Annotated in this window: 23 protein-coding genes and 1 tRNA gene; 11 read left to right on the top strand and 13 right to left on the bottom strand. The window is 65.4% G+C overall.

Features of this window, described 5'->3' with window-relative positions; translation table 11 throughout:
- Window positions 1-3: 3 nt before the first annotated feature.
- The 6 genes from J0H39_09925 to J0H39_09900 form a co-directional block, all read right to left on the bottom strand.
- Window positions 4-861 (bottom strand): alpha/beta hydrolase, encoded by an 858-nt coding sequence (locus J0H39_09925; protein ID MBN9497063.1) that lies wholly within the window; start codon window positions 859-861, stop codon window positions 4-6.
- A complete protein-coding gene (mazG, locus tag J0H39_09920) occupies window positions 858-1,667 on the bottom strand; it encodes a nucleoside triphosphate pyrophosphohydrolase (protein MBN9497062.1) in 810 nt (269 codons plus the stop codon). The genes J0H39_09925 and mazG overlap by 4 nt, the downstream gene beginning before the upstream one ends.
- Before the next feature lie 22 nt (window positions 1,668-1,689).
- Window positions 1,690-2,517 carry a pentapeptide repeat-containing protein gene (locus tag J0H39_09915; GenBank protein ID MBN9497061.1) on the bottom strand — a complete coding sequence of 276 codons (828 nt, stop codon included), beginning with the start codon at window positions 2,515-2,517 and terminating at the stop codon, window positions 1,690-1,692.
- Between the two features lie 123 nt (window positions 2,518-2,640).
- Entirely contained in the window at window positions 2,641-3,456 is an 816-nt protein-coding gene (locus tag J0H39_09910) for an MBL fold metallo-hydrolase (GenBank protein MBN9497060.1), read from the bottom strand.
- Between the two features lie 8 nt (window positions 3,457-3,464).
- Entirely contained in the window at window positions 3,465-4,259 is a 795-nt protein-coding gene (locus J0H39_09905; protein ID MBN9497059.1) for a TatD family hydrolase, read from the bottom strand.
- Entirely contained in the window at window positions 4,259-5,845 is a 1,587-nt protein-coding gene (locus J0H39_09900) for a methionine--tRNA ligase (protein ID MBN9497058.1), read from the bottom strand. Before J0H39_09900 ends, J0H39_09905 begins: the two co-directional genes overlap by 1 nt.
- An 80-nt stretch (window positions 5,846-5,925) precedes the next feature.
- On the opposite strand from J0H39_09900, the gene J0H39_09895 reads away from it, so the two are divergent.
- From J0H39_09895 to hpxZ, 3 genes are read left to right on the top strand one after another with little or no spacing between them, the layout of a single operon-like run.
- Window positions 5,926-6,114 carry a DUF4089 domain-containing protein gene (locus tag J0H39_09895; protein ID MBN9497057.1) on the top strand — a complete coding sequence of 63 codons (189 nt, stop codon included), beginning with the start codon at window positions 5,926-5,928 and terminating at the stop codon, window positions 6,112-6,114.
- Window positions 6,111-7,502, top strand: a complete 1,392-nt coding sequence (locus tag J0H39_09890; protein ID MBN9497056.1) for an AtzE family amidohydrolase — start codon at window positions 6,111-6,113, stop codon at window positions 7,500-7,502. Before J0H39_09895 ends, J0H39_09890 begins: the two co-directional genes overlap by 4 nt.
- A 14-nt stretch (window positions 7,503-7,516) precedes the next feature.
- Window positions 7,517-7,900: an oxalurate catabolism protein HpxZ gene (gene hpxZ, locus J0H39_09885; protein ID MBN9497055.1), complete on the top strand. Its 384-nt coding sequence runs from the start codon at window positions 7,517-7,519 to the stop codon at window positions 7,898-7,900.
- Here hpxZ and J0H39_09880 read toward each other — a convergent pair whose 3' ends face one another.
- From J0H39_09880 to J0H39_09860, 5 genes are all read right to left on the bottom strand, one after another.
- Entirely contained in the window at window positions 7,901-8,992 is a 1,092-nt protein-coding gene (locus J0H39_09880) for a DNA polymerase III subunit delta' (GenBank protein ID MBN9497054.1), read from the bottom strand.
- A 12-nt stretch (window positions 8,993-9,004) separates the two neighbouring features.
- Window positions 9,005-9,667 (bottom strand): dTMP kinase, encoded by a 663-nt coding sequence (gene tmk, locus J0H39_09875; GenBank protein ID MBN9497053.1) that lies wholly within the window; start codon window positions 9,665-9,667, stop codon window positions 9,005-9,007.
- The gene (locus tag J0H39_09870) at window positions 9,664-10,875 is read right to left on the bottom strand and encodes a D-alanyl-D-alanine carboxypeptidase (GenBank protein ID MBN9497052.1); all 1,212 of its coding nucleotides are present in this window, start codon (window positions 10,873-10,875) and stop codon (window positions 9,664-9,666) included. Before J0H39_09870 ends, tmk begins: the two co-directional genes overlap by 4 nt.
- Window positions 10,876-10,940: 65 nt before the next feature.
- The gene (locus J0H39_09865) at window positions 10,941-12,152 is read right to left on the bottom strand and encodes a septal ring lytic transglycosylase RlpA family protein (GenBank protein MBN9497051.1); all 1,212 of its coding nucleotides are present in this window, start codon (window positions 12,150-12,152) and stop codon (window positions 10,941-10,943) included.
- Between the two features lie 78 nt (window positions 12,153-12,230).
- Window positions 12,231-13,220 (bottom strand): lytic murein transglycosylase, encoded by a 990-nt coding sequence (locus J0H39_09860; protein MBN9497050.1) that lies wholly within the window; start codon window positions 13,218-13,220, stop codon window positions 12,231-12,233.
- Between J0H39_09860 and J0H39_09855 the strand changes: the two genes are divergently transcribed.
- The 3 genes from J0H39_09855 to J0H39_09845 are packed head-to-tail and all read left to right on the top strand — an operon-like array spanning window position 13,219 to window position 15,811.
- The gene (locus tag J0H39_09855; protein MBN9497049.1) at window positions 13,219-14,349 is read left to right on the top strand and encodes a phosphotransferase; all 1,131 of its coding nucleotides are present in this window, start codon (window positions 13,219-13,221) and stop codon (window positions 14,347-14,349) included. The genes J0H39_09860 and J0H39_09855 overlap by 2 nt on opposite strands.
- Window positions 14,346-15,158 (top strand): 3-deoxy-manno-octulosonate cytidylyltransferase, encoded by an 813-nt coding sequence (locus J0H39_09850; protein ID MBN9497048.1) that lies wholly within the window; start codon window positions 14,346-14,348, stop codon window positions 15,156-15,158. Before J0H39_09855 ends, J0H39_09850 begins: the two co-directional genes overlap by 4 nt.
- A complete protein-coding gene (locus J0H39_09845; GenBank protein MBN9497047.1) occupies window positions 15,158-15,811 on the top strand; it encodes a histidine phosphatase family protein in 654 nt (217 codons plus the stop codon). The genes J0H39_09850 and J0H39_09845 overlap by 1 nt, the downstream gene beginning before the upstream one ends.
- A gap of 1 nt (window position 15,812) precedes the next feature.
- Here J0H39_09845 and J0H39_09840 read toward each other — a convergent pair whose 3' ends face one another.
- Window positions 15,813-16,736 (bottom strand): YdcF family protein, encoded by a 924-nt coding sequence (locus J0H39_09840; protein ID MBN9497046.1) that lies wholly within the window; start codon window positions 16,734-16,736, stop codon window positions 15,813-15,815.
- A 52-nt stretch (window positions 16,737-16,788) separates the two neighbouring features.
- Window positions 16,789-17,553, bottom strand: a complete 765-nt coding sequence (locus J0H39_09835) for a HAMP domain-containing histidine kinase (protein MBN9497045.1) — start codon at window positions 17,551-17,553, stop codon at window positions 16,789-16,791.
- Window positions 17,554-17,662: 109 nt separating this feature from the next.
- Here J0H39_09835 and J0H39_09830 point away from each other — a divergent pair.
- From J0H39_09830 to blaOXA, 5 genes are all read left to right on the top strand, one after another.
- Window positions 17,663-17,752, top strand: a tRNA-Ser gene (locus tag J0H39_09830).
- Window positions 17,753-18,005: 253 nt separating this feature from the next.
- A complete protein-coding gene (locus J0H39_09825; protein ID MBN9497044.1) occupies window positions 18,006-18,710 on the top strand; it encodes a helix-turn-helix transcriptional regulator in 705 nt (234 codons plus the stop codon).
- A 104-nt stretch (window positions 18,711-18,814) separates the two neighbouring features.
- Window positions 18,815-19,654, top strand: a complete 840-nt coding sequence (locus J0H39_09820; GenBank protein ID MBN9497043.1) for a class I SAM-dependent methyltransferase — start codon at window positions 18,815-18,817, stop codon at window positions 19,652-19,654.
- A gap of 80 nt (window positions 19,655-19,734) precedes the next feature.
- Window positions 19,735-20,463, top strand: a complete 729-nt coding sequence (locus J0H39_09815; GenBank protein MBN9497042.1) for a class I SAM-dependent methyltransferase — start codon at window positions 19,735-19,737, stop codon at window positions 20,461-20,463.
- Window positions 20,460-21,263 carry a class D beta-lactamase gene (blaOXA, locus tag J0H39_09810; GenBank protein MBN9497041.1) on the top strand — a complete coding sequence of 268 codons (804 nt, stop codon included), beginning with the start codon at window positions 20,460-20,462 and terminating at the stop codon, window positions 21,261-21,263. The genes J0H39_09815 and blaOXA overlap by 4 nt, the downstream gene beginning before the upstream one ends.
- The last annotated feature ends 167 nt before the right edge of the window (window positions 21,264-21,430 follow it).

The raw sequence follows: 21,430 nt of genomic DNA, 5'->3' as shown, positions 1-21,430 counted from the left end.
CAATTACCTCGATGCCTTCGCCAACAACGCCGCCAGCGCCATGCGGCAGACGGGTTCGTCGAGCGTGGGCGCATGGCCCGTATCGGGAATTTCGACCTGCATCAAATCGGGTTTCGTCGCCTTCATCTGGGCGAAGGTCTCGGCCGACAACACATCCGACTTGGCGCCACGCACGACCAAAGCGGGCAGCGCCGACGCCGCGCGCCACAGCGCCCACAAATCGATCTCGGGATCGCCGCCGGGCTGAAGATTGGCGGCGATCTTCACGTCCCAATCGTAGTGCAGCTTGCCGTCGTCGCCGGTGCGGTAGGTATTTCGCACGAGTTGATCCCAGCCTTCCGGATCGTTCGCCAGCACGTCGGGCAGGAATTCGCGCAGGGCTATCGACGCCGCGTTCCAATCGGGCTGTGGCCTGTCGACCGAAATGTAATCGAGGATGCGTTTGGCGCCGTCTTGCGCGATATCGGGGCCGATATCGTTGACGACCAGCCCGGCGACCTGGCTCGGCAGCATCGTCGCCAAAGCCATCGCCAGCAAGCCGCCGAACGATGTGCCGATCACGACGAAGCGGTCGATGCGTGCGGCGATCGTCAAGGCGCGCAGATCGTCGAGGTAATATTGCGGCGCATAGGTCGAGATGTCGCGCGCGTAGTCCGACTTGCCGCGCCCGCGCAGATCGGGCGACACGACGCGATAGCCGTTATTGGAGAGATGCGTCGCGACCCAATCGAAATCGGCGCTGTGCCGCGTGAGGCCGGGCAGGCACAGGATATCGGGCGCGTGGCGCGTGCCTTCCGGCGCCCATTCGGCGTAATGCAGCGACAATCCGTCGGACGCCGTAAAGCGCCGCGCCGATTTCATCCGCCGCGTTCCTCTTTCTTCGCCGCGTCCCAGAGCTTGTCCATCTCGGCGAGATCGGATTCCGCCGGCGTGCGGCCGCGTTCGCGCAGCTTTTCTTCCACGCGCCCGAAGCGGCGCTCGAATTTCGCGTTGGCGCCGCGCAACGCCGTCTCGGCGTCCACGCCCGCAAGCCGCGCGACGTTGACCAGCGCGAACATCAAATCGCCGACTTCTTCCTCGAGCTTCTTCGGGTCGGCGATGGCGAGCTCGACGCGAAGTTCGCTAACTTCTTCCTCGACCTTGTCGAGGGCCGCACCGGCCGTACCCCAATCGAAGCCCACGCGGCTCGCGCGCTTTTGCAGCTTCTGGGCGCGCAACGCCGCGGGCAGGGCCAGCGGCACGCCGTCCAGCGCGCCGCCTTGGGACTTCGCCTGACGCTCATGCGCCTTGGTCGCCTCCCAGGCTTCGGTCTGTTCCTCGCTGGTCTTGTCCTCGCGCTTGGCGAAGACATGCGGGTGCCGGCGGATCATCTTGTCCGCAAGGTCGCGCGCGACGTCGTCGAAAGCGAAGGCCTTGTCTTCTTCGGCGAGGCGCGAATGGAACACGACCTGGAACAGCAGGTCGCCCAGTTCCTCGCGCAGATGCGCCATGTCGTTCTTCTGGATCGCGTCGGCGACCTCGTAGGCTTCTTCGATCGTGTAGGGCGCGATCGTGGCGAAGCTCTGTTCGAGATCCCAGGGACAGCCGGTCGCAGGGTCACGCAGCTTGGCCATAACGGCCAGAAGGCGCGCCATCGGCGGCGCCGTTTTGTCGAGCGGGTTGGTCATGATGGGCGAGGGTATAGAGAGGCTATTGCGGTTTCGGTAGTGCCTTGGCGGGCAGGGCTGCGTTGTCTATTGCAGCACCCCGCCAATCCACGCCCTCAACCTGAGCATGGGCTAAGTCCGCGCCGGACAAATCTGAATCGACGAAAGCCGCCCCGGTCAGATCGGCATGGGCGAAGCGCGCATTGGCGAAATAGGCCGACGAAAACGACGCTTCGCGGGCCTTGGCGCCGTAAAAATCGGCCTGATCGCCGACGGCAAGTTGGAAATCCGCCCGCGCGAGCCGCGTTCCGGCAAAGTTCGCGGCGCACAGATAGGCACCCTTAAAGGTGGCGCCGGTGAAATCGCCGTCCGACAGATCGTAGCCGGACAGATTGGAGCCCGCGAACGAGAGTCGCGTGCCGGCCGGGTCGTTGGCGCGGACGCGGCGGCCGAGCACGCCGATCGCGGCCTGCACATCGGTCTGGATCGGCAGATAGACCGTTTCGGCCGTCGCGGGCTGGACGGGCGGCGGGCAACGGTCACGGACGAAGGCGGCGAGGGTCTGAACGATCGGGCCTTGGTCCTTGGGCCGGGCGCGGGCTTGGCGCTCCAGCGAGTACACGGCGCCGATCCGGACCTGGACCTTGTCGTCGCCAAGCCCGGCGAAGGCCTGGGCCATGATCTCCGCCGATTTGCCGATCTCCGTCGCTTCGGCCGTACGCTGCTGCGCCTCGACCAGTTTGCGCGCGGTCCAGGCGCGCCAAGCCAGGAACGGCAGAACGGCGAAGGCCGCCGCCGCGACCGTCACGTCGCGCAGATCGGCCGCGTTGGCCAGCAGCCAAAACCAGAAATACTCGAGTTCGCCGGACATTGGGGGTGGAGCGTACGGAGTCGCCGGACCGCCGTCCAACGCCATTCCATAAATCGCATAATGTATATTATCAAAAATATAAGATACGTATTTGACGCATATGCTTACGCCTGTTTTTGGCGCTTATTTCGCAGCTTGGACCGCCTGGCGCGCAACCACGTCCAGGATCAGTCCGTCATAGCCTGGTTCGACGCCTTGCGGCAGCTTGGCGGCCAGCGCTGCGTAATCCAGCCGGTGGTTCATGTGGGTCAGAACCGCCCGGCGCGGCCCTACCCGTGCGATCCATTCCAGCGTCTGGTCGAGATGGCTATGGGCGAAGTTCGGCTGCTCCTGCAGGCAATCGACGATCCAGCTGTCGATCCCGGCCAAGGCCGCGAACGCGGCTTCGGGCAGTTCCTTGACGTCGGTCGAATACGCAAAATCGCCGAACCGGAGCCCCAGCGTCGGGTCGCGATCGCCGCCATGGACCTGCATGAAGGCCGACACGTCGATATCGCCGATCCGCACGGTCTGGCCGGGCTCCAGTACCTTGGGTACGAGTACCGGCACGACCCAAGCGCCTTTGAGCGCCAATTCGTTCGGCGGCTCGAACGCGTAACCGAACCGGCGTTTCGCTTCGGCCAAAGTGCGCGCGTCGCCATAGCAATCCAGCGCACCGTTTTTGAGCCAGTTCAGCGTGCGCAGATCGTCGATGCCGTGCATGTGGTCGGCATGTTCGTGGGTGAATATCACCGCGTCGAACTTGGTCAGGCCCGAGGCCAAAAGCTGCTGGCGAAGGTCCGGGCTGGCATCGACCAGAATGCGCGTCGTGGCGCTTTCGACGACGATCGAAACCCGGGTGCGTTTGTTCCGGGGATCGGCGCTGGAACAAACGGCGCACGTGCAGCCGACGAGGGGCACGCCGGCCGAGGCGCCGCTGCCCAGCATCGTGACTTTCAGGTTTTGGCTCACGCCGCCGCCGCCGCGGGCCGTTTGGCGCGCGCGAACAGCTTGTAGAAATTCTCGGTCGTGACGCGGCCCAGCTCCTCGACCGTGACGTTCTTGAGGCCGGCGACGCAGCGCGCCGTGTGGATCACGTAGCTCGGCTCGCAGGGTTTGCCGCGCATCGGGATCGGCGCCAGATACGGCGAGTCCGTTTCGACCAGCAGTTTGTCGAGCGGGATCTCCTTCACCGTGCGGCGAAGATCCTCGGCGTTCTTGAACGTGACGATGCCGGAGATCGAGATGAAATAACCGAGTTTCATCGCGTGCTGCGCCAGTTCCAGGCTCGACGTGAAGCAATGCAGCACGCCGGTGACACCCGGCAATTCCGCCGCCGCCCAATCGAGAAGCTCGATCGTATCGGCATCGGCATCGCGCGTATGGATCACGACCGGCAAACCGGTCGCGTGGGCCGCGCGCAGATGGGCGCGGAAATTCTCGCGCTGCGGCTCGCGCGGACTTTTCTCGTAATAGTAATCGAGGCCGGTTTCGCCGATCCCGACGACTTTGGGATGCGCCGCCTCGGCGACCAAAGCATCGGTCGCGGCTTGCTCGTGCTGGGCTTCGTGCGGATGGACGCCGACCGTGCAGAACACGTTCGGGGCACTTTCTGCGATCTTGCGCACGTTGTCGAACGCCGACAGCTTCGTGCCGATGGCGAGCATCGTTTCCACGCCCGCCGAACGCGCGCGCGCCAGCACGCCCGGAAAATCCTTTTGCAGTTCCGGGTAGTCGAGATGGCAATGCGAGTCGACCAAGATCATTTCTTGGTCCCTGCCCCCGGCTTCGCCGCCTCCGCCGCCGGATCGACATAGCGCGGGAACAGGCCTTGCGGGGCGGGCAACGCCGTGCCCGCGACCAGCACCTTGTCCCAAGCGGTCGCGTCGCGCGCATCGGCGGGAACGGCGAGCTGGTCGAGCAGCTTCGCCATCGTCGTGGGCATATAGGGCTGAAGCAACAGCGCCGCGCGGCGCAGGATTTCCATCAGCACGTACAGCACCGTCGCCATGCGCGCGGGATCGGTCTTGCGCAAGGTCCAGGGCGCTTGCGCATCGACATAGCGGTTGGCGTCGGCGACGACCGCGAACACCGCGTCGAGCGCCTTGTGGAACCCTTGCTGCGCCATGTCCGCGCGCACGATCGCCAGCAACGCGGCGGCCTTGTCGAGCATCGCGCGATCGGCGTCGGTGAAGTCGCCCGGCGTGGGCACGCAAGCGCCGGCGTTCTTGGCGACGAACGACAACACGCGCTGGCCGAGATTGCCGAGATCGTTGGCGAGATCGGTGTTCATGCGCCGGATCATCGCCGCGTGCGAGAAATCGCCGTCCTGGCCGAACGGCACTTCGCGCATCAGGAAATAGCGCACCTGGTCGAGGCCGTAGGTTTCGATCAGCTTCAAGGGATCGATGACGTTGCCGAGCGACTTCGAAATCTTCTGACCTTCATTGGTCCACCAGCCATGCGCGTAGACGCGTTTGGCCGGCGCCAGACCGGCGGCTTCCAGGAACGCGGGCCAATAGACCGCGTGGAAGCGCACGATATCCTTGCCGACCATATGGACCGAGGCGGGCCAGAAGGTCTTGAACTTCTCGTCCTCGACGTTGGGATAGCCGACGGCCGTGATGTAGTTGGTCAGCGCGTCGAGCCACACATACATCACGTGCTTTTCGTCGCCGGGCACTTTGATGCCCCAGTCGAACGTGGTGCGCGAGATCGACAGATCGTGCAGCCCTTGCTTCACGAAGCTCATCACTTCGTTGCGGCGCGTGGCCGGGCCGACCGCGTCTTGGTTCTTCTCGTACCATTCGAGCAGCCAATCACCCCAATCCGACAGGCGGAAGAAATACGACGGCTCCTCGACCCATTCGACCTCGGCGCCCGAAGGTGCGCGCTTCTTGCCGTCGGGCCCGGTCGTGAGCTCGGACTCGTCGTAATAGGCTTCGTCGCGCACGGCGTACCAGCCGTCGTATTTGCCGAGATAGATGTTGTCGTTGCCCTTGGGCGTCTTGCGCGCGGCCATCGCACGCCAGATCGCCTGGACCGAATCCTTGTGGCGCTGCTCGGTCGTGCGGATGAAATCGTCGTTGGAGCAGCCCAGGGCCGGCAGCAACGCGCGGAAGTTTTGCGAAACCTTGTCGGTGAAAGCCTGCGGATCGACGCCGGCCAGGGCCGCCGCCTTGGCGACCTTCTGGCCGTGCTCGTCGGTGCCCGACAGGAAATGCACGCGGTATCCGTCGAACCGCATGAAGCGCGCCAGCACGTCGCAAGCCAGCGAGGTGTAGGCATGCCCGATATGGGGAACGTCGTTGACGTAATAGATCGGCGAAGTGACGTAGAAGCTTTTCATGGCAGGATATATGGCCCGCCCGCTAATTCCGTGCAAGCACGCGACAAATTGGCCGGGTTCTTGCTTCCTTCCGGCCCGCCATGGATGACATCGACGCCTATCTCGACCAAACCGCCGCAATTCTTGGCCTCAAGATCGACCCCGCCTATCGGCCGGGGGTTCGCGGCAACCTGGAACGCACATTCGCCATCGCCAAGGCGGTGACCGAGTTCGACCTGCCCGACGATCTCGAAGCCGCTCCCGTTTGGCGGCCGGAGGGGTTGAAGTGACCCCGATCGAGCTTTCGGCGCACGAGATCGCGCGACGCGTCGCCTCGGGCGGGATATCGGCGCACGCGATCGTCGAGACGATGCTGGTGCGCATCGCGAGCCAGAATCCGGAGATCAACGCCTTCACCGACGTGATCGCGGGCCGTGCGCTGTCGCAAGCCGATGCGATCGACGCCAAGCGCGCCAAGGGCGAGAAGCTGGGTCCCCTCGCCGGCGTACCCTATGCGGTCAAGAATCTGTTCGACATCGAAGGCCTGCCGACGCGCGCGGGCTCCAAGATCAATCGCGACCTGCCGCCCGCCAAACGGGATTCGTTTCTCGGCCGCCGGATGAACGCGGCCGATGCGATCTGCCTTGGCGGGCTCAACATGGGCGAATACGCCTACGACTTCACCGGCGAGAACGAGCATGACGGCCCGTCGCGCAATCCGCATGACCGCACGCGCATGGCCGGCGGCTCGTCGGGCGGTTCGGGTGCGGCAATCGCGTCGGGCATGGTGCCGGTGGCGCTGGGTTCCGACACCAACGGCTCGATCCGCGTGCCCGGCGCGCTCTGCGGCATTTTCGGCTTGAAGCCGACCTATGGCCGCCTCGGTCGCAGCGATACGTTTCCGTTCGTTGGTTCGCTCGATCACCTCGGGCCCTTCGCGCGCTCGGCGAAAGATCTCGCGCTCGTCTACGACGCGCTGCAAGGTGCTGACGAAGCCGATGCGGGCCAGACGCCGCGCGACATCGAACCCAGTTTCACCAATGTCGGGCTCGGCGCCGATGGTTTGCGGATCGCGGTCGGCGGCGGTTATTTCGCCCAAGGCGGCGAAACGGTCGTGTTCGATGCCGTCGCGCGCGCCGCGAAAGCGCTGAATGCGACGCGCGAGGTGATTCTCCCCGAAGCGCAGCGCGCGCGCGCCGCCGCCTATACGATCACGACGATCGAAGGCGCGCAGTTGCACGAGAAGCGCTTGCGCACCCGCGCCGCCGATTTCGACCCTGCGACGCGCGATCGTTTGCTCGCCGGCTTGATGGTGCCCGCCGCTTGGTATGTGAAGGCGCAACGCTTCCGCCGCTGGTACGCCGATCAAGTGCTGAAGCTGTTCGCCGATGTCGATGCGATCCTGCTGCCCGCCACGCCCTGCGCCGCGCCAAAGCTCGGTCAGGTGACGATGAATATCGGCGGCCAGGAAATGCTGGTGCGGCCCAATCTTGGGATCTACACCCAGCCGATTTCGTTCATCGGCCTGCCCGTGGCGCTGGCGCCGATCCACACCAAGGGCGCCATGCCGCTGGGCGTGCAGATCGTCGCCGCCCCGTGGCGCGAGGATATCGCCTTGCGCGTCGCCTATGAACTCGAACGCCAAGGTATCGCGACCGCCCCGGTCGCCGGACTCTAAGAAAGAGCGCGAAGATGGAAGTCGATATTCCCGAGGTGAAGGCCGAACTGACCGCGATGTTCGAGCGCTATGAAAAGGCGCTGACGACCAACGACGTCGAAACGCTCGACGAGTTGTTCAAGAACGCGCCCTACACGATCCGCTACGGCATGGCGGAAAATCTCTACGGCTATCTCGAAATCGCGGCATTCCGTGCGGCACGGCCCAGCGTGGGTTTGCAACGCACGCTGGAAAAGCCGGTCATCACGACCTTCGGGCGCGATTTCGGCACGGCCTCGACGATGTTCCGCCGCACGCCGGGGCGCGTGGGCCGTCAGATGCAAACCTGGGTGCGCTTCCCCGAAGGCTGGCGCGTCGTCGCCGCCCACGTGTCGATCATCGACGAACCGAAGGCGTAACTAAGCCGCCGCTTGTTGAAGCGCGCCGAACGCCGCGAGGATCGTCTGCTTGCGGTCGAGATTGAGGCCTTCGGCCGCCGAGCCCAGGCGCCCGATACGCTCCCACGCCTGGACCCAGGCTTGGGCGCCGCGCGCCGCGGCGCGGGCGGCCAGCGCATGTTCCTCGGGCAACGCGGCGGGTTGTCCCGCCGCCGATTTGGCGAGGCGATGGACGAGCCCGCCCATCAGATCGAGGGCGGTGCGCAAGCTCGCCGCCGCATCCTCCCCGCCCCGCGCCAATTGATCGGCGAAGCGCTGCACGGCGAGCGCATCAAGCTTGGGAAGGTCGGCGACCAGCGCCAGAACTTCGCGATAGAGCTCCGCCCCGCCGCGATCGGCCAAATCCATCGCGCGGCCGATCGAACCGTCGGACAGCGACGCCAATACCGCGCGCTCGTCGCCGGGGATTTCCGGCCGATAGCGCGACAACAGCGTCACGACCTTCGCCTCGGGCAGCGGTTGCAGGAACAGCATCCGGCAGCGCGAACGGATCGTCGGCAGCAGACGTCCGGCCGCGTGCGTGACCAGCAGCAACAGCGCTTGCGGCGGCGGCTCTTCGAGGGCTTTCAAAAGCGCGTTCGCACCCTCGGTATTCATTTCGTCCGCCGCATCGACGACGACGACGCGCCAAGCGCCTTCGGCCGGCGTCATGTGCAGGAACTGGACGACGCCGCGCACGTCATCGACTGGAATCTCGCTGCGCATCTTGCCGGTCTTCGGATGGACCGTGCATTCCGCCACACTCATGTCGGAATGTCCGCCCGACGCGACGCGGCGATAGATGGGATCGGCCGGCGACAAAGCGATCGAACTGGGTTGCGCCGGCGCGCCGAACAGCGAATCCCCTTGCGGCTTGGCGCCTTCGGCCAGCACGAAGCGCGCGAAGCGATAGGCGAGCGTGGCTTTGCCAATACCGCGCGGGCCCGCGATCAGCCACGCATGCGGCAGCTTGCCCGAGTTCCACGCCGAGAGCAGCGTGGCCTCGGCCGCTTCATGGCCGATGAGATCGGGATTGGCGCGGGGTGCGCGTTGGAATTCGCCGGGATCGGACATTGCGCGCCGACCTTAGCGCGCGGCGGCGAGCGTGGGAAAGCGTTTGACGAGGGCGCGCCATATCCGCGCTTCGACCTGGTCGAGCGAGCCGCGCGCGTCGATCACAGCACAGCGTTTGGGTTCGGCCTTCGCGATGGCGCGGAAGCCTTTGCGCACGCGCTCGTGGAAATCGCGCCCGAAACGCTCGAAGCGGGTTTCGGCCCCGGCCCGCGCACCCGCACGTGCCAAACCGTCGGCGACGGGGATGTCGAGGATCAGCGTGAAATCGGGCTTGAACGCCCCCAGCGACGCGCGATGCAGCGATTTTACGAAAGCGGGGCCAAGGCCATGCGCATAGCCCTGATAGGCCATCGTCGAGTCAGCGAAGCGGTCGCAGAGAACCCAAGCGCCCGTGTCGAGCGCGGGTTTGACGAAGCGGTTCACGTGTTCGACGCGCTGCGCGTAGTTGAGCAAACCTTCCGATTGCGGCGACCAGCGGCCGGGATCGCCTTCGACCAGCAGCTTGCGCAAGGTCGCGGCTTGTTCGATCGAACCGTCCGCCGGGCCGCCGGGCTCGCGCGTTCGGCGAATGTCGATCCCTAACGCCGACAAACGCGCGGCCAGACGCGCGATCTGCGTCGATTTGCCGGCCCCTTCCCCGCCTTCGAAGGTAACGAAGCGGCCGCGCGCGATCATTTCCGCGCGCCGAAGACCAGGTAATTGACCGCCGCCGTCATCCGCCCGCCGAAGCCGAGCTTATCCACGCCTTCCGACGCGACCAGCGGCACTTCGACCGGCGTGACGCCCGGTGCCGACATCGTGACCTTGCCGAGTACCTGACCCGCCTGGATCGGCGCCGCGACCGGATTGTCGTAGACGATCTTGGCCTGAAGTTGCGGGCGCAGGCGGCGCGGCATGGTGATCGCCACGTCCTGCGCCGTGAGGAGCGACACGCCGGGCTTCTGGCCGAGCCAGATATCCGCGCGGTCAACTTCCTGACCGGCCGTGAACAGTTTGTAGGTCTGGAATTCGCGGAAGGCCCAGTCGATCATCCGCTCGGATTCCTCGGCGCGCGCGCGCATCGACGGCCAGCCGTTGAACACCGCGATCACGCGCCGCCCGTCGCGCCGCGCCGTGGCGGTGAGGCCATAGCCGGCCGCGTCGGTATGACCGGTCTTCATGCCGTCCGCCCCGGTGTTGCGATAGAGCAGCGGGTTGCGGTTGCCCTGCTTGATTTCCTTGCCCGTGCGATCGTCGCGCCCGTAGGTGAAATCGAGTTCGCTGTAGTAATGGAAATACTCCGGAAAGTCGTCGATCATCCGCTTGGCCAGCGTCGCGAGATCGCGCGCGGTCATGTAGTGATCGGGATCGGGCCAGCCGGTCGAATTGCGGAAATTCGAATCGCGCAGACCGATATGTTTGGCCTCGGCCGTCGCTTGTTCGGCGAAGGCTTCTTCGCTGCCCGCCAGCGCTTCGGCCAGCACGATGCACGCGTCGTTGCCCGATTGGATGATCATGCCGCGGATCAGGTCTTCGACTTTCACGCGCCCGCCCAGCGGCACGAACATTTTCGAGCCCTGCATGCGCCATGCGCGTTCGGAAACCGGCAGCATGTCGTCGAGCGCCATGCGCTTTTCCTTGACCGCCTTGAAGACCATGTAGGCGGTCATGATCTTGCTCATCGACGACGGCGGCATGCGCTCGTCCGCGTTGCGGTCGAGCATCACGAAGCCGGTCTGGTAATCCATCACCAAAATCTGGCGCGCCGTCATCTCCGGCACGCCGTCGGCGTTGACGGCGGGGCCGCGCGCGGGGGCCGCGCGTTGGGCGGGCGCCGCCGGCGGCTGCGCCTGACGTTGCTGCTGTTGCTGACGCGTCTGGGCCTGCGCCGTTTCCGGCGTCATGACGGGAGCGGCCGCCAGTGCGGCGGCCAGGACGAGGGTCAATACGGGCAACATAGTCTCGCCTTTCAATCGACGACGATTCGCGCTTCGGGAACTTCGCTGCCCAATGTGGCCAAAACGCGGTCGGCCTCGGTTACATCGGCGATCGGTCCCAAACGCACCCGGTAGACCTGCGCGCCGTTGACGCTGGCCGGGATCACCTTGGTCGAACCGTAGCGCGACAGACGAACCGACAAACGATAGGCGTTCTCGTAATTGCCGAACGCGCCGGCCTGGACCCACAAGCTCGAGGCGCGTGGTGCTGTCTGCGTCAAGGTCGGGCGCGCCATGGCTTGCTGCTCGACCGGCAAGGCCGCGACTTCGCGCGAAACCGGCGGGCCGGCTTGCGCGACTTGGTTGGCCGGGGCGCGGCCGTTGACCACGGGCGCGCCGCGCGACGACGAATTCGCCGCCGGCGCTTGCGCCGCCGGCGCCGGATCGTTCGCGGCCTGCGTCGGGATCGGGGCCGCACGCTGGGCAAGCGGCGCCTGGCGCGCGTTGTTATTCGCGGCGTTGCGCGAATTGCCGTTCGCGGGTGCTTGGCCTTGCAATATTTGCGACGGCGGCGGCAAAGCCGACGACTGCACGGGGCCGGAAGACGCGCGCGAGCCCGGCGGGGGCGGCAAAGCGTCGGATGCCACTTCCGTGCGCGGAACGGCGGCGAAAGTGCGGTTCTCGTCGCGGCCCGTGAGCGCGGCCTTCAACTGGCGGCTTTCGTCGGCCAAGAGTTCGACCTTCACGCGGGCCGTGCCCTGCCCTTCGAAACCAAGAAGCTGAGCGGCCCGGCGCGACACGTCGATGATGCGCCCGCGCGCGAAAGGCCCGCGATCGTTGACCCGCAGCACGATCGAGCGGCCGTTTTCGATATTCGTCACGCGCACGAGGCTGGGCATCGGCAGCGTCGTATGCGCGGCCGTCAGCGAATTCATGTCGTAGAGTTCGCCGTTCGCGGTCAGCTTGCCGTGGAAATCCGTGCCCGAACGCTCGCCGCCGTAGAACGAGGCGATGCCCGTCTCGACATAGTTCCAATCTTCGGCCGGGTAATACCAAACGCCTTGGATCTGGTAGGGATCGCCGACCTTATAGATGCCTTGGGCGCGCGCGGGCTGTTCGGGCGCCGGTTCGGGCCCTTGCATGGATTTGACCGCCGTCGCTCCCAGCTTCAGCTGCGAGCAAGCGCCAAGGGCCAGCATGATCGCCAGCAGCGCGCCGGCGCGAGAGATCGATGAAATCCGCATGACGCGAACGATACAAAGCCGGCCCGGACCGGTCCTAAAAACGCGGCGAATCGCCTCGATTCGCCGAACCCTTAAAAATTAAACCTCGCCGATACGGTCGGCAAGGTGGCCGACCGACAAAGCGAAATTCACCGACCGGTTCCAGCGCATGATGCTGCGGAAATTGTTGTAGACGACGAAGGCGCGCCCGCCCTCGCCCATCGGCTGGACGATCGACGCCGGCAGGTCCGGCGCCACGGGCAGATCGGCGCCATTGGGCATCCGCACGCCCAGGCTTTGCCATTCGGACAAGGGCTTGGTGACCTTGTTGTGGTCGACCAGATCGCGCGCGAAACCGGCGGGGAGTGCCACCTGGCGGCCCCAATTCTCGGTCCCGCGCCAATTGGCCTTGACCAGATAATTGGCGATCGAGGCGAATACGTCCGGCCGGCTTTGCCAGATATCCGGGTGCCCGTTGCCGTCGAAATCCACGGCATAGGCCAAATAGGACGACGGCATGAACTGGCACTGCCCCATCGCCCCGGCCCAGGAGCCGCGCATGTCGGACGCCTTGGCGTGGCCGCGATCGACGATGCGCAAAGCGTTGAACAATTCCTCGCGGAAAAACGCCGCGCGCCGCCCGTCATAGGCGAGGGTCGCGAGGGCCGCGAAAATGTTGAAGCCGCCCGTGTTGGCGCCGAAATTCGTTTCGATCGCCCACAGCGCCACGATGAAGCGCGGCTGCACGGGAAAACGCTGGGTCACGCGGTCGAGCAACTCGGCGTTTTCCTTCACCCGGTCGCGGCCGTTGCGCACGCGCTGGTCGTTGACCACGCGGGCGAGATATTCCTCGAAGGTCAGGCGGATTTCAGGCTGGGCGCGGTCGAGTTCCAGCACGCGCGCGATCGGCGAAACGCCGCGCAACGCGTCGTCGAGCGTCGAATCCTTCAGGCCCTTTTGGCGGCCCTCGGCGCGCAGATCGCGCAGCCACGCGTCGAAAGGCTGGTCGTTCGCCATAGCGAAGCCCGGCAGAGAAGACGCGGCGGCGAGGCCCGCCAGAACGGCGCGGCGATTCGGAAAGTACGACATGGCGAATCTCATGCCATGGACCCTCGCGTCGTGGCAATGCGTAGTGCTTCGCGCGGCCTACCATGTTGCCATTGCGGCAAAAAAGGGGCAGTTTCCCCGCACTTTGCGGAACCCGACGACAGATCTTCCCGATTCGACGCGCGCGCAAGCGCTGCTCGCCCGCGTGTTCGGCGCGCGCGCGGCCGCAGCTCTTATCGATGCGCCCATCGACGGCGCCATCAACCGCACTTTTCCGGTGACGCTCGACGATACGCGCTATGCGTTACGTTTGCGCGTCAACGAAGCCGGCTTCCGGTACGAGAAGGGCATCGCCAAAAGCGCCCTTGTCGGCGCGATCCACGCCGCCAAACGCGACGGCGCGACGGATCGTTTGGCCGCCGCCGCGAAGCCCAACGGCAAGGCGCCGCCGCACGCGCCTCAGCTTCATCATTGGAGCGACGGCGACGATCTGTGGCCCCTGCCCTGGGAGATCGCAAGCTGGTGTCCGGGCGATGCGATCGGCGCCGCGCATGCCACCCCTTCCGCCGCCGCGTTGATTCGTGCCGCCCACGCCATTGCCGATATTCACGCCGTCGCCTTCGACGGCGGCAAAGCCGATCTGCTGAACCTCGCCGGGCCGGACCAGGATTTCGCGTCCTGGGTCGGCGGGGCGATCGAACGCGAACTCGCGCGCGGCCCCGTTCCGGGTGCGATCGACGGTTACGCCCGCGCCATCGCCCGCAAGGCGAAACCCGTCGCGCGCTGGACGCTTGTGCATAACGATCTGCACGGGCTTCATCTGATCGACGATGCGGCGGCCCAGCGCCTGTGGATCATCGATTGGGACAACGCGCTGGTCGCGCCGTCCGAACTCGATTTCGTGAAGCTCAAACACTGGACGCGCATCGACGCCGCCACGGGCCATCTTTCCGCCGACGCGGCGATGTATGGCGCGATCCTGTCGGCGTACGAAACCAAGACCGGCCGCACGCTCGATGCCGACGTGTTCGCCGCGTGCGAGGCCTTGTGGCTGCTGCGCGTCTGGCGCTTCGAAAGCGAACGGCGCGAACAAGGCCGCCCGACGCCGATCCTGTTCGCCGGGCCCGAGATTTATCGCGCGGCCCTCGATCGTCTCGCGGAGGCCGCATGAAAGGCGCCATCGCCATCATCCCCGCGCGCTACGGCTCGTCGCGCTTCATCGGCAAACCCTTGGCCAAGGTCGCGGGCGTCGAAATGATCCGCCGCGTTTGGGCGATCGCCATGGCGGCCGAAGGTGTGGGCCGTGCCGTGGTCGCGACCGACGATGCGCGGATTTTCGATGCGGTGCGCGGCTTCGGCGGCGAAGCGGTCATGACGCCCGAAAGCTGCCGCAACGGCACCGAACGTACCCATGCGGCTTCCGTCGCCTTGGGCTTGGGCGATGCGGACGTGATCAATTTGCAAGGCGACGCGGTGCTGACGCCGCCTTGGGTGATCGGCGCGCTGGCGACCGAGTTGGCGCGCGACAGATCCGTGCGCACCGCCACGCTTGCCACGCGCATGGCGCCCGAAACGATCGACGCGTTGCGCAAACAGAAAGCCGCGGGCCAAGCCGGCGGCACGACCGTGACCTTCGATAAGAACGGCGACGCGCTTTATTTCTCGAAGGCGATCATTCCCTTCGTGAAGAAGCCCGATGGCGCGCCGCCGGTCTGGCGCCATATCGGTATCTACGCCTTCCGCGCGGAAACGCTGGCGGAATACGTGACGCTGCCGATGGGCCCGTTCGAGAAGGCCGAGGAGCTCGAACAGCTTCGCGCGCTCGAGAACGGCATCAAGATGCGCGTCGTGCCGTGTGATTATCGCGGCCGCACGCATTGGTCGATCGACAGCCCCGACGACCTCACCCAAGCCGAAGCGATCATCGCACGCGAAGGCGAATTGCTGCCCGTCTATGACGGCACGGCGAAGGTTCTTTGATGCGCAAAGTTCTGTTCACCCGCCACGGCAATACGTTTGCCCCCGGCGAGAAAGCTGTGTGGGTCGGCCTGCGCAGCGACTTGCCGCTGGTCGCCAAGGGCCTCGACCAAGCGCGATTGTTCGGCGAGGCCGTGCGCGCCGCCGGTTTATCGGTCGGGCCGTTGCGGTCGGGACCGCTCAAACGCACGCGCGAATATCTGCGCGTGGCGTTCGACGCGGCCCCCGAGATAGACGATCGCTTGGCCGAGATCGATTACGGAAAATGGGAAGGCCGCACGACCGAAGACGTCGCGGCGGAAGTCGGCGCCGAGATGGTCGAGGCGTGGAGCAAGCGCGGCGTGTGGCCGCGTTTGCAGGGCTGGAAGCCCGATCTCGACAAGCTCGAGGCCAATATCGGCGAAGTGATCGCCGATCTCGCCGCGATGACCGAGACGACGATCCCGGTCGTGTGTACTTCGCAGGGTATCCTCAAGTTCGTCGGCAAGCGCGACGCGGAATTCCACGCGCGCGGCCTGTCGCAAGCCGACGGCAAAGGCATGGCGGTCGCGACGGGATCATGCTGCGGCGTGTCGATCGATAGCGGGCGCTTGCGCGTCGATTTCTGGAACGAAGCGCCCGCCCCCGCCCGACTCAAGGCCTGGGCCGAATCCTGAATTACTCGGAGGCGGACGGCGCTTCTGGTTGCGCGGGTTCGGGGGCCGCCTCGGCGGGCGGTTCGACCGGCGCTTCACTCGCGGGCGTCGTTTCGCCTTCGGGCTTGGGCGCGTCGGGCCCCGGGAACAATGCGTCGGTGCGCTTCAAATACCAGTAATAGCCGAGGCCCATATATTCGCGGATCGCCTCGGACAGGTAATTGAGATTGTAGCCCAAGCGAAATTGGCTATCGAAGGGCCGATCGGGATCGGTCGCGTAGTCGATCGGATAGGGAATCAAATTCGGCCAGCCGGCTTTGCGGAACGTGCCGACCGCGCGCGGCATATGGCGGGCCGATGTGATCAGCAGCCAGGTTTCCTCGGGCTCCGGCTTGATCATCTCGAGGCTGAGGCGCGCGTTCTCGAACGTGTTGCGCGACTTGTCCTCGAAGATGATCCGCGTGGTGTCGAGGCCGATGCGCGCGAAGATGCGGCGCACGACGTCGGCTTCCGTATCGCGGCCGTCGATCAATTCGATCGAGCCGCCGGTGAACACATGCCGCGCCATCGGATAGCGCCGCGCGAGTTCGACGAACGCGTCGAGGCGCGGGCTGCCCGCGGCGAGCAGCGAGGACGGCACGCCGCGCTTGCCGATCACGTCGTAATCGATGACGCCGCCGAGCACGAGAATGCCGTCGATGCGCGGCGGCAGCGTGACGACCGGCGGAAACCGGTCTTCGATCGGGCGCAGCGCCATCTGCCCGATCGGATAGAGCGCCACGGCCGTGGTCAGCAACGCCGACACGCAGACGAGGAAACGGCCCAGCCGCCACCAGCGCGTCCACAGCACGAGGCAGCCCGCGACCCAGATCGAAAGCAGCAAGCTGGCCGGTTCGGCGATCAGCCAGACCAGCTTGGAAAGCCAGAGTTGGAAGTCGATATTCATTGGGGCGGGCACTCTACGCGCCCGCACAGGCCCAGGGCAACTGACGGAAAACTCAAGCCAACCGGCGCGTCGCGGGCAGGCGCATTGTAATGCGCGTGCCCTCGCCCGGCGCGCTTTCGATTTCCAGCGTGCCGCCATGCAACTCGGTCAGCGCCTTGGCGATCGGCAGGCCCAGACCGATGCCGCCTTCCCGCGCGACGAACGGGCTGTCGGCCACGCGCATATAGGGTTTTTGCGCGCGCACGATATCCTCCGCCGACATCCCCACGCCGCTATCGGCCACGCGGATAAAGGGACCGGCCGCGTCCTCGCCCGCCTCGACGCGGATCGTGCCGCCGGGCTTGGTGAACTTCACCGCGTTCGACAAAAGATTGGTGCAGATCTGGCGCAGCTTGGTGGGATCGGCCAGCACGCGCAACGCGGGCTCTGCCGCATGCGACAAGGCGATGCGCTTGGATTCCGCCTGTTTGCGCACCAAGCGCAAACTCGCCTCGACCGCTTCGGCGAGGCGCGCGGGTTCCTCGGCCAGCGGTAATTTTCCGGCTTCGAGGCGGGAGAAATCGAGAATGCCCTGGATCACCGCCTGCAAATGGAACGCGGCCTGCACAATGTCGTCGAGATAGCCGCGCTCGCGCGGATCGAGCCGCCCGCTCGCTTTGATCTGCAGCAACTCGGCGAAGCCGATAATGGCGTTGAGCGGCGTGCGCAGCTCGTGGCTCGTATGGGCCAGGAACTCGCTCTTGGCGCTGTTGACGCGCAAGGCGTCGTCCAGCAAGGCGCGCAATTGCTCGGCGGTTTCGGGTTTCGCGGCATCCATACCCGCCAGACTGGGCGACGGGGGTTAAGGAAGTGTGTTCACGCCGCGCGGTCGTCCGCGCTATGTTGCGGCGCCCGCAAGGCCCGTCGGACCGGATGGACGCAAATGCGGAGGGGTGGCCGAGCGGTTTAAGGCACCGGTCTTGAAAACCGGCAAGGCGGCAACGTCTTCGTGGGTTCGAATCCCACCCCCTCCGCCAGATTTGCCGGGGCCCAAACGGGCCCTCGCAAATCTGGCGACGGGGATGCGGTGAACGAACCCAAGGTTCGACCGTTCGCACCGCGTGCGGCGCGTAGCGTCAGCGAAGTCCGCGCAACGCGAGGAAAATTCCGCGCCATCAGCGCGGATTTTCAATCCCACCCCCGCCACCAAGTTCCAAAGCGCTACACTTTCTGGACTGGACGCGCCGCGAATTCCGGTATTCAGAATATGTCCTTTTGCGGAGAGAATTCATGACAACCGATTGCTATGCCAGTTTTTGCCCGGTCGCCAAGGCCTGCGAAATCATCGAGCCGCGCTGGACGCTGTTGATCCTCAGCGAATTGGCGAGCGGTGCGGCGCGCTTCAACGAAATCCGGCGCGGCGTGCCCGGCATTTCGCCCACGCTTCTGTCGAAGCGTCTGAAGGAACTTGAACAGCATGGTCTGGTTCGCCGGACCCAAGCCGATGGCGGCGAGACGCGTTACACCCTGACGCCCATGGCCGACGAATTGGTGCCCGTGGTGCAAGCCTTGGGCAAATGGGCGCATCGCAATATCGACAAGGATGTCTCGCTCGAAAAACTAGACGCGCGTTTATTGATGTGGAACATGCGCCGGAGGATCGATGCCGCCGCGCTGCCGCGCGGCAAGACGACGGTGATACAATTCACCTATCCGGAGTTGCCCGCGAAGGAGCAACATTACTGGCTGGTGGCGCGCCAAGGCCAACCCGTCGATCTCTGCCTGCTCGATCCCGGCCATGACGTCGATCTTTTCATCCGGGCCGATCTGAAAGCGATGACATCGGCGTGGATGGGCTGGTCGCGCCTGCGCGCCGAAATCGACGCCAACAAGATCGCCTTGATCGGCGATCGCAAGCTGATCGCCACTTTGGAAAAATGGATGGTGTGCAGCGGCTACGGAGCGGCGGCGGCGGAACAACGCACGGCCGCCTGACGCGGGCGCTTCACAATCTGTATCGGGTCGCTCCACTTCCTGCACTATCGCGGCGAATGCGGCGATGATCCTTTGGGGGCCTTCAACCACTAAGGAAACCCAGCATGGATACCAAACCGATCTCCGTTCCCAACGCCAACAAGGCGCTTTGGGAAAAAGGTGACTTCACCCGCATCGCCGCGACGATGCGCGAAAGCGGCGAAGCCCTCGTCAAATCGCTGCGCGTTTTGAAGGGCATGAAGGTGCTCGACCTCGGTTGCGGCGACGGCACGACGGCGATCCCCGCAGCGCAAGCCGGCGCCGAAGTTCTAGGCGTGGATATCGCTCGTAATCTGGTCACCGCCGGCAATGCGCGCGCCCAGGCCCTCGCGCTTTCGAATATCCGCTTCGAAGAAGGCGATGCGAGCAATCTCGCTAATCTCGAGGATATGCGCTTCGATCTTGTCGTCTCGATCTTCGGCGCGATGTTCGCACCCAAACCGTTCGACGTCGCCAAGGAAATGGTGCGCGTCACGAAATCCGGCGGCCGGATCGTGATGGGCAATTGGATTCCGGGCGACCCCACATTGGTGGCGCAGATCCTGAAGATCAGCTCGGCCTATTCGCCGCCGCCGCCGGAAGGTTTCGTCAGCCCGATGACCTGGGGCGTGGAAGCCAACGTGGTCGAGCGTTTTGCGGCCGCCGGCGTTCCGGCCGCCAACGTCGTGTGCGAGAAGGACAGCTACGTGTTCCGGCATGCGGGTCCGGCGTCGGAATTCCTCGATCGGTTCCGCAATTTCTATGGCCCGACGATGAACGCGTTCGAAGCGGCGGCCAAATCCGGTAAGGCCGAGGAACTGCACAACGAGCTCGATCTGCTGTTCAACCGGCAGAACCAAGCCAAGACCAACGACACGACGATGATCCCCGCCGCGTTCCTGCGGGTCACAATCCGCGTGCCCTAAGTAACGCCATGCCCCGTCCGGTTCGCCCGGACGGGGCATCGACGTTGCCGAGAAGGACGTCGTCCCGCTAAAACCCGGCGATGGCCCAGAACATCTACGACGATCCCAAGTTCTTCGCCGGCTATACGACGCTGCGCCGGCAGAAGATCGGCCTCGACGGCGCGCCGGAATGGCCGCGTTTGCGCGCGATGCTGCCGGCGCTTGCCGGCGCGCACGTCGCCGATCTGGGCTGCGGCTTCGGCTGGTTCGCGCGCTGGGCCCGCGAGAACGGTGCCGCGTCCGTGCTCGGGCTCGATCTGTCGGAGAACATGCTCGCCCGCGCGCGGCGCGACACGGAAGATCCGGCGATCGCGTATCGCCGCGCCGATCTCGACACGCTGGATCTGTCGCCTGGCGCGTTCGATCTGGTCTACAGCTCCCTTGCCTTCCACTACGTCGCCGATTTCCCGAAGCTCGTCGCGACGATCCATCGCGGCCTCGTGCCCGGCGGCGCGCTGGTTTTTTCGGTCGAGCATCCGATCTATATGGCCGCCGGCAAGATCGATTGGATCGACGGCCCCGGCGGACGCAAGATATGGCCCGTTTATGATTACGGGATCGAGGGCGAGCGGCGCACGGATTGGTTCGCCGACGACGTGCTGAAATTCCATCGCACGCTGGCGACGACGCTGAATGATTTGATCGATGCGGGTTTCACGATCGCCCGGATCGACGAATACGCGCCCACGCCGGAGGAAGCCGCTGCCGATCCGTCGCTGCGTGCGGAACTGGATCGGCCCGGTCTGTTGCTCGTCTCGGCGCTGCGATGAACTTGCGACGCTGGTTTTCGGTCGCGCTTGCACTCTTCGCCGCTTCGCCCGCCCACGCCGAAACGAAAACGATCTGCACGATCGTCGTCGAGGCGGCGAACGGAAAGGTTCTGCGCCGCGACGGCGATTGCGCGCGCCGCGCCCCGCCCGCCTCGACGTTCAAAATCCCGATCGCGCTGATGGGATACGATTCCGGCTTCTTGCAGGATGCGAACGCGCCGGTCCTGCCCTATCGCGACGGTTATCCCGCCTGGAACCCGGCGTGGAAATCGCCGACCGATCCGGCGAAATGGATGAGCGAGTCCGTCGTCTGGTATTCGCAGCGCGTGACGCACGCGCTGGGCAAGGACCGCTTCGCGGCCTATGCGCGCGCGTTCGGCTACGGCAATCGGGACACGCGCGGCGATCCCGGCAAGGAGAACGGCCTCGATCGCGCGTGGCTCAGCTCGTCGCTCGCGATTTCGCCCGACGAGCAGGTCGCATTCCTGCGCAAGCTGCTCGCGCGCGAACTGCCGGTTTCGCCGCAGGCGATCGATATGACCACGGCGTTACTCGATCAGGGGCTACGCGGCGATGGCTGGCGCGTCTACGGCAAGACCGGCAGCGCCCCGCCGCGCAACGCCGACGGCACGCTCAACCATGCGCGGCCCTGGGGCTGGTTCGTCGGCTGGGCGGTCAAAGGCGAGCGGCGCATGGTTTTCGCAAGACTGACCCAAGCGACCGCCCGCCCGCCGGGCCCCTCGGGCCCCGCCGCACGCGATGCGCTGCTGCGCGACTTGTTCGATGCCGGGGCCCCTTAGAAAACTTCGGCGTACTTGTTCCGTTCCGGTCGCGATCCCGGTACAGCGCGGCGAAGCTCGTGGTATTGTATCCGCCGGTACCCGCGTGCGAGAGTGATTCGCCGCGTAAAAACAAAAGCATCGCCGCTCGTTAAGACTTTCGCCGCCCTTTCCCACTCGCCGATCAC

Source organism: Alphaproteobacteria bacterium (assembly GCA_017308135.1).
Classification (GTDB): Bacteria; Pseudomonadota; Alphaproteobacteria; order CACIAM-22H2; family CACIAM-22H2; genus Tagaea.
This window is presented reverse-complemented; position numbering and strand designations above follow the sequence as displayed.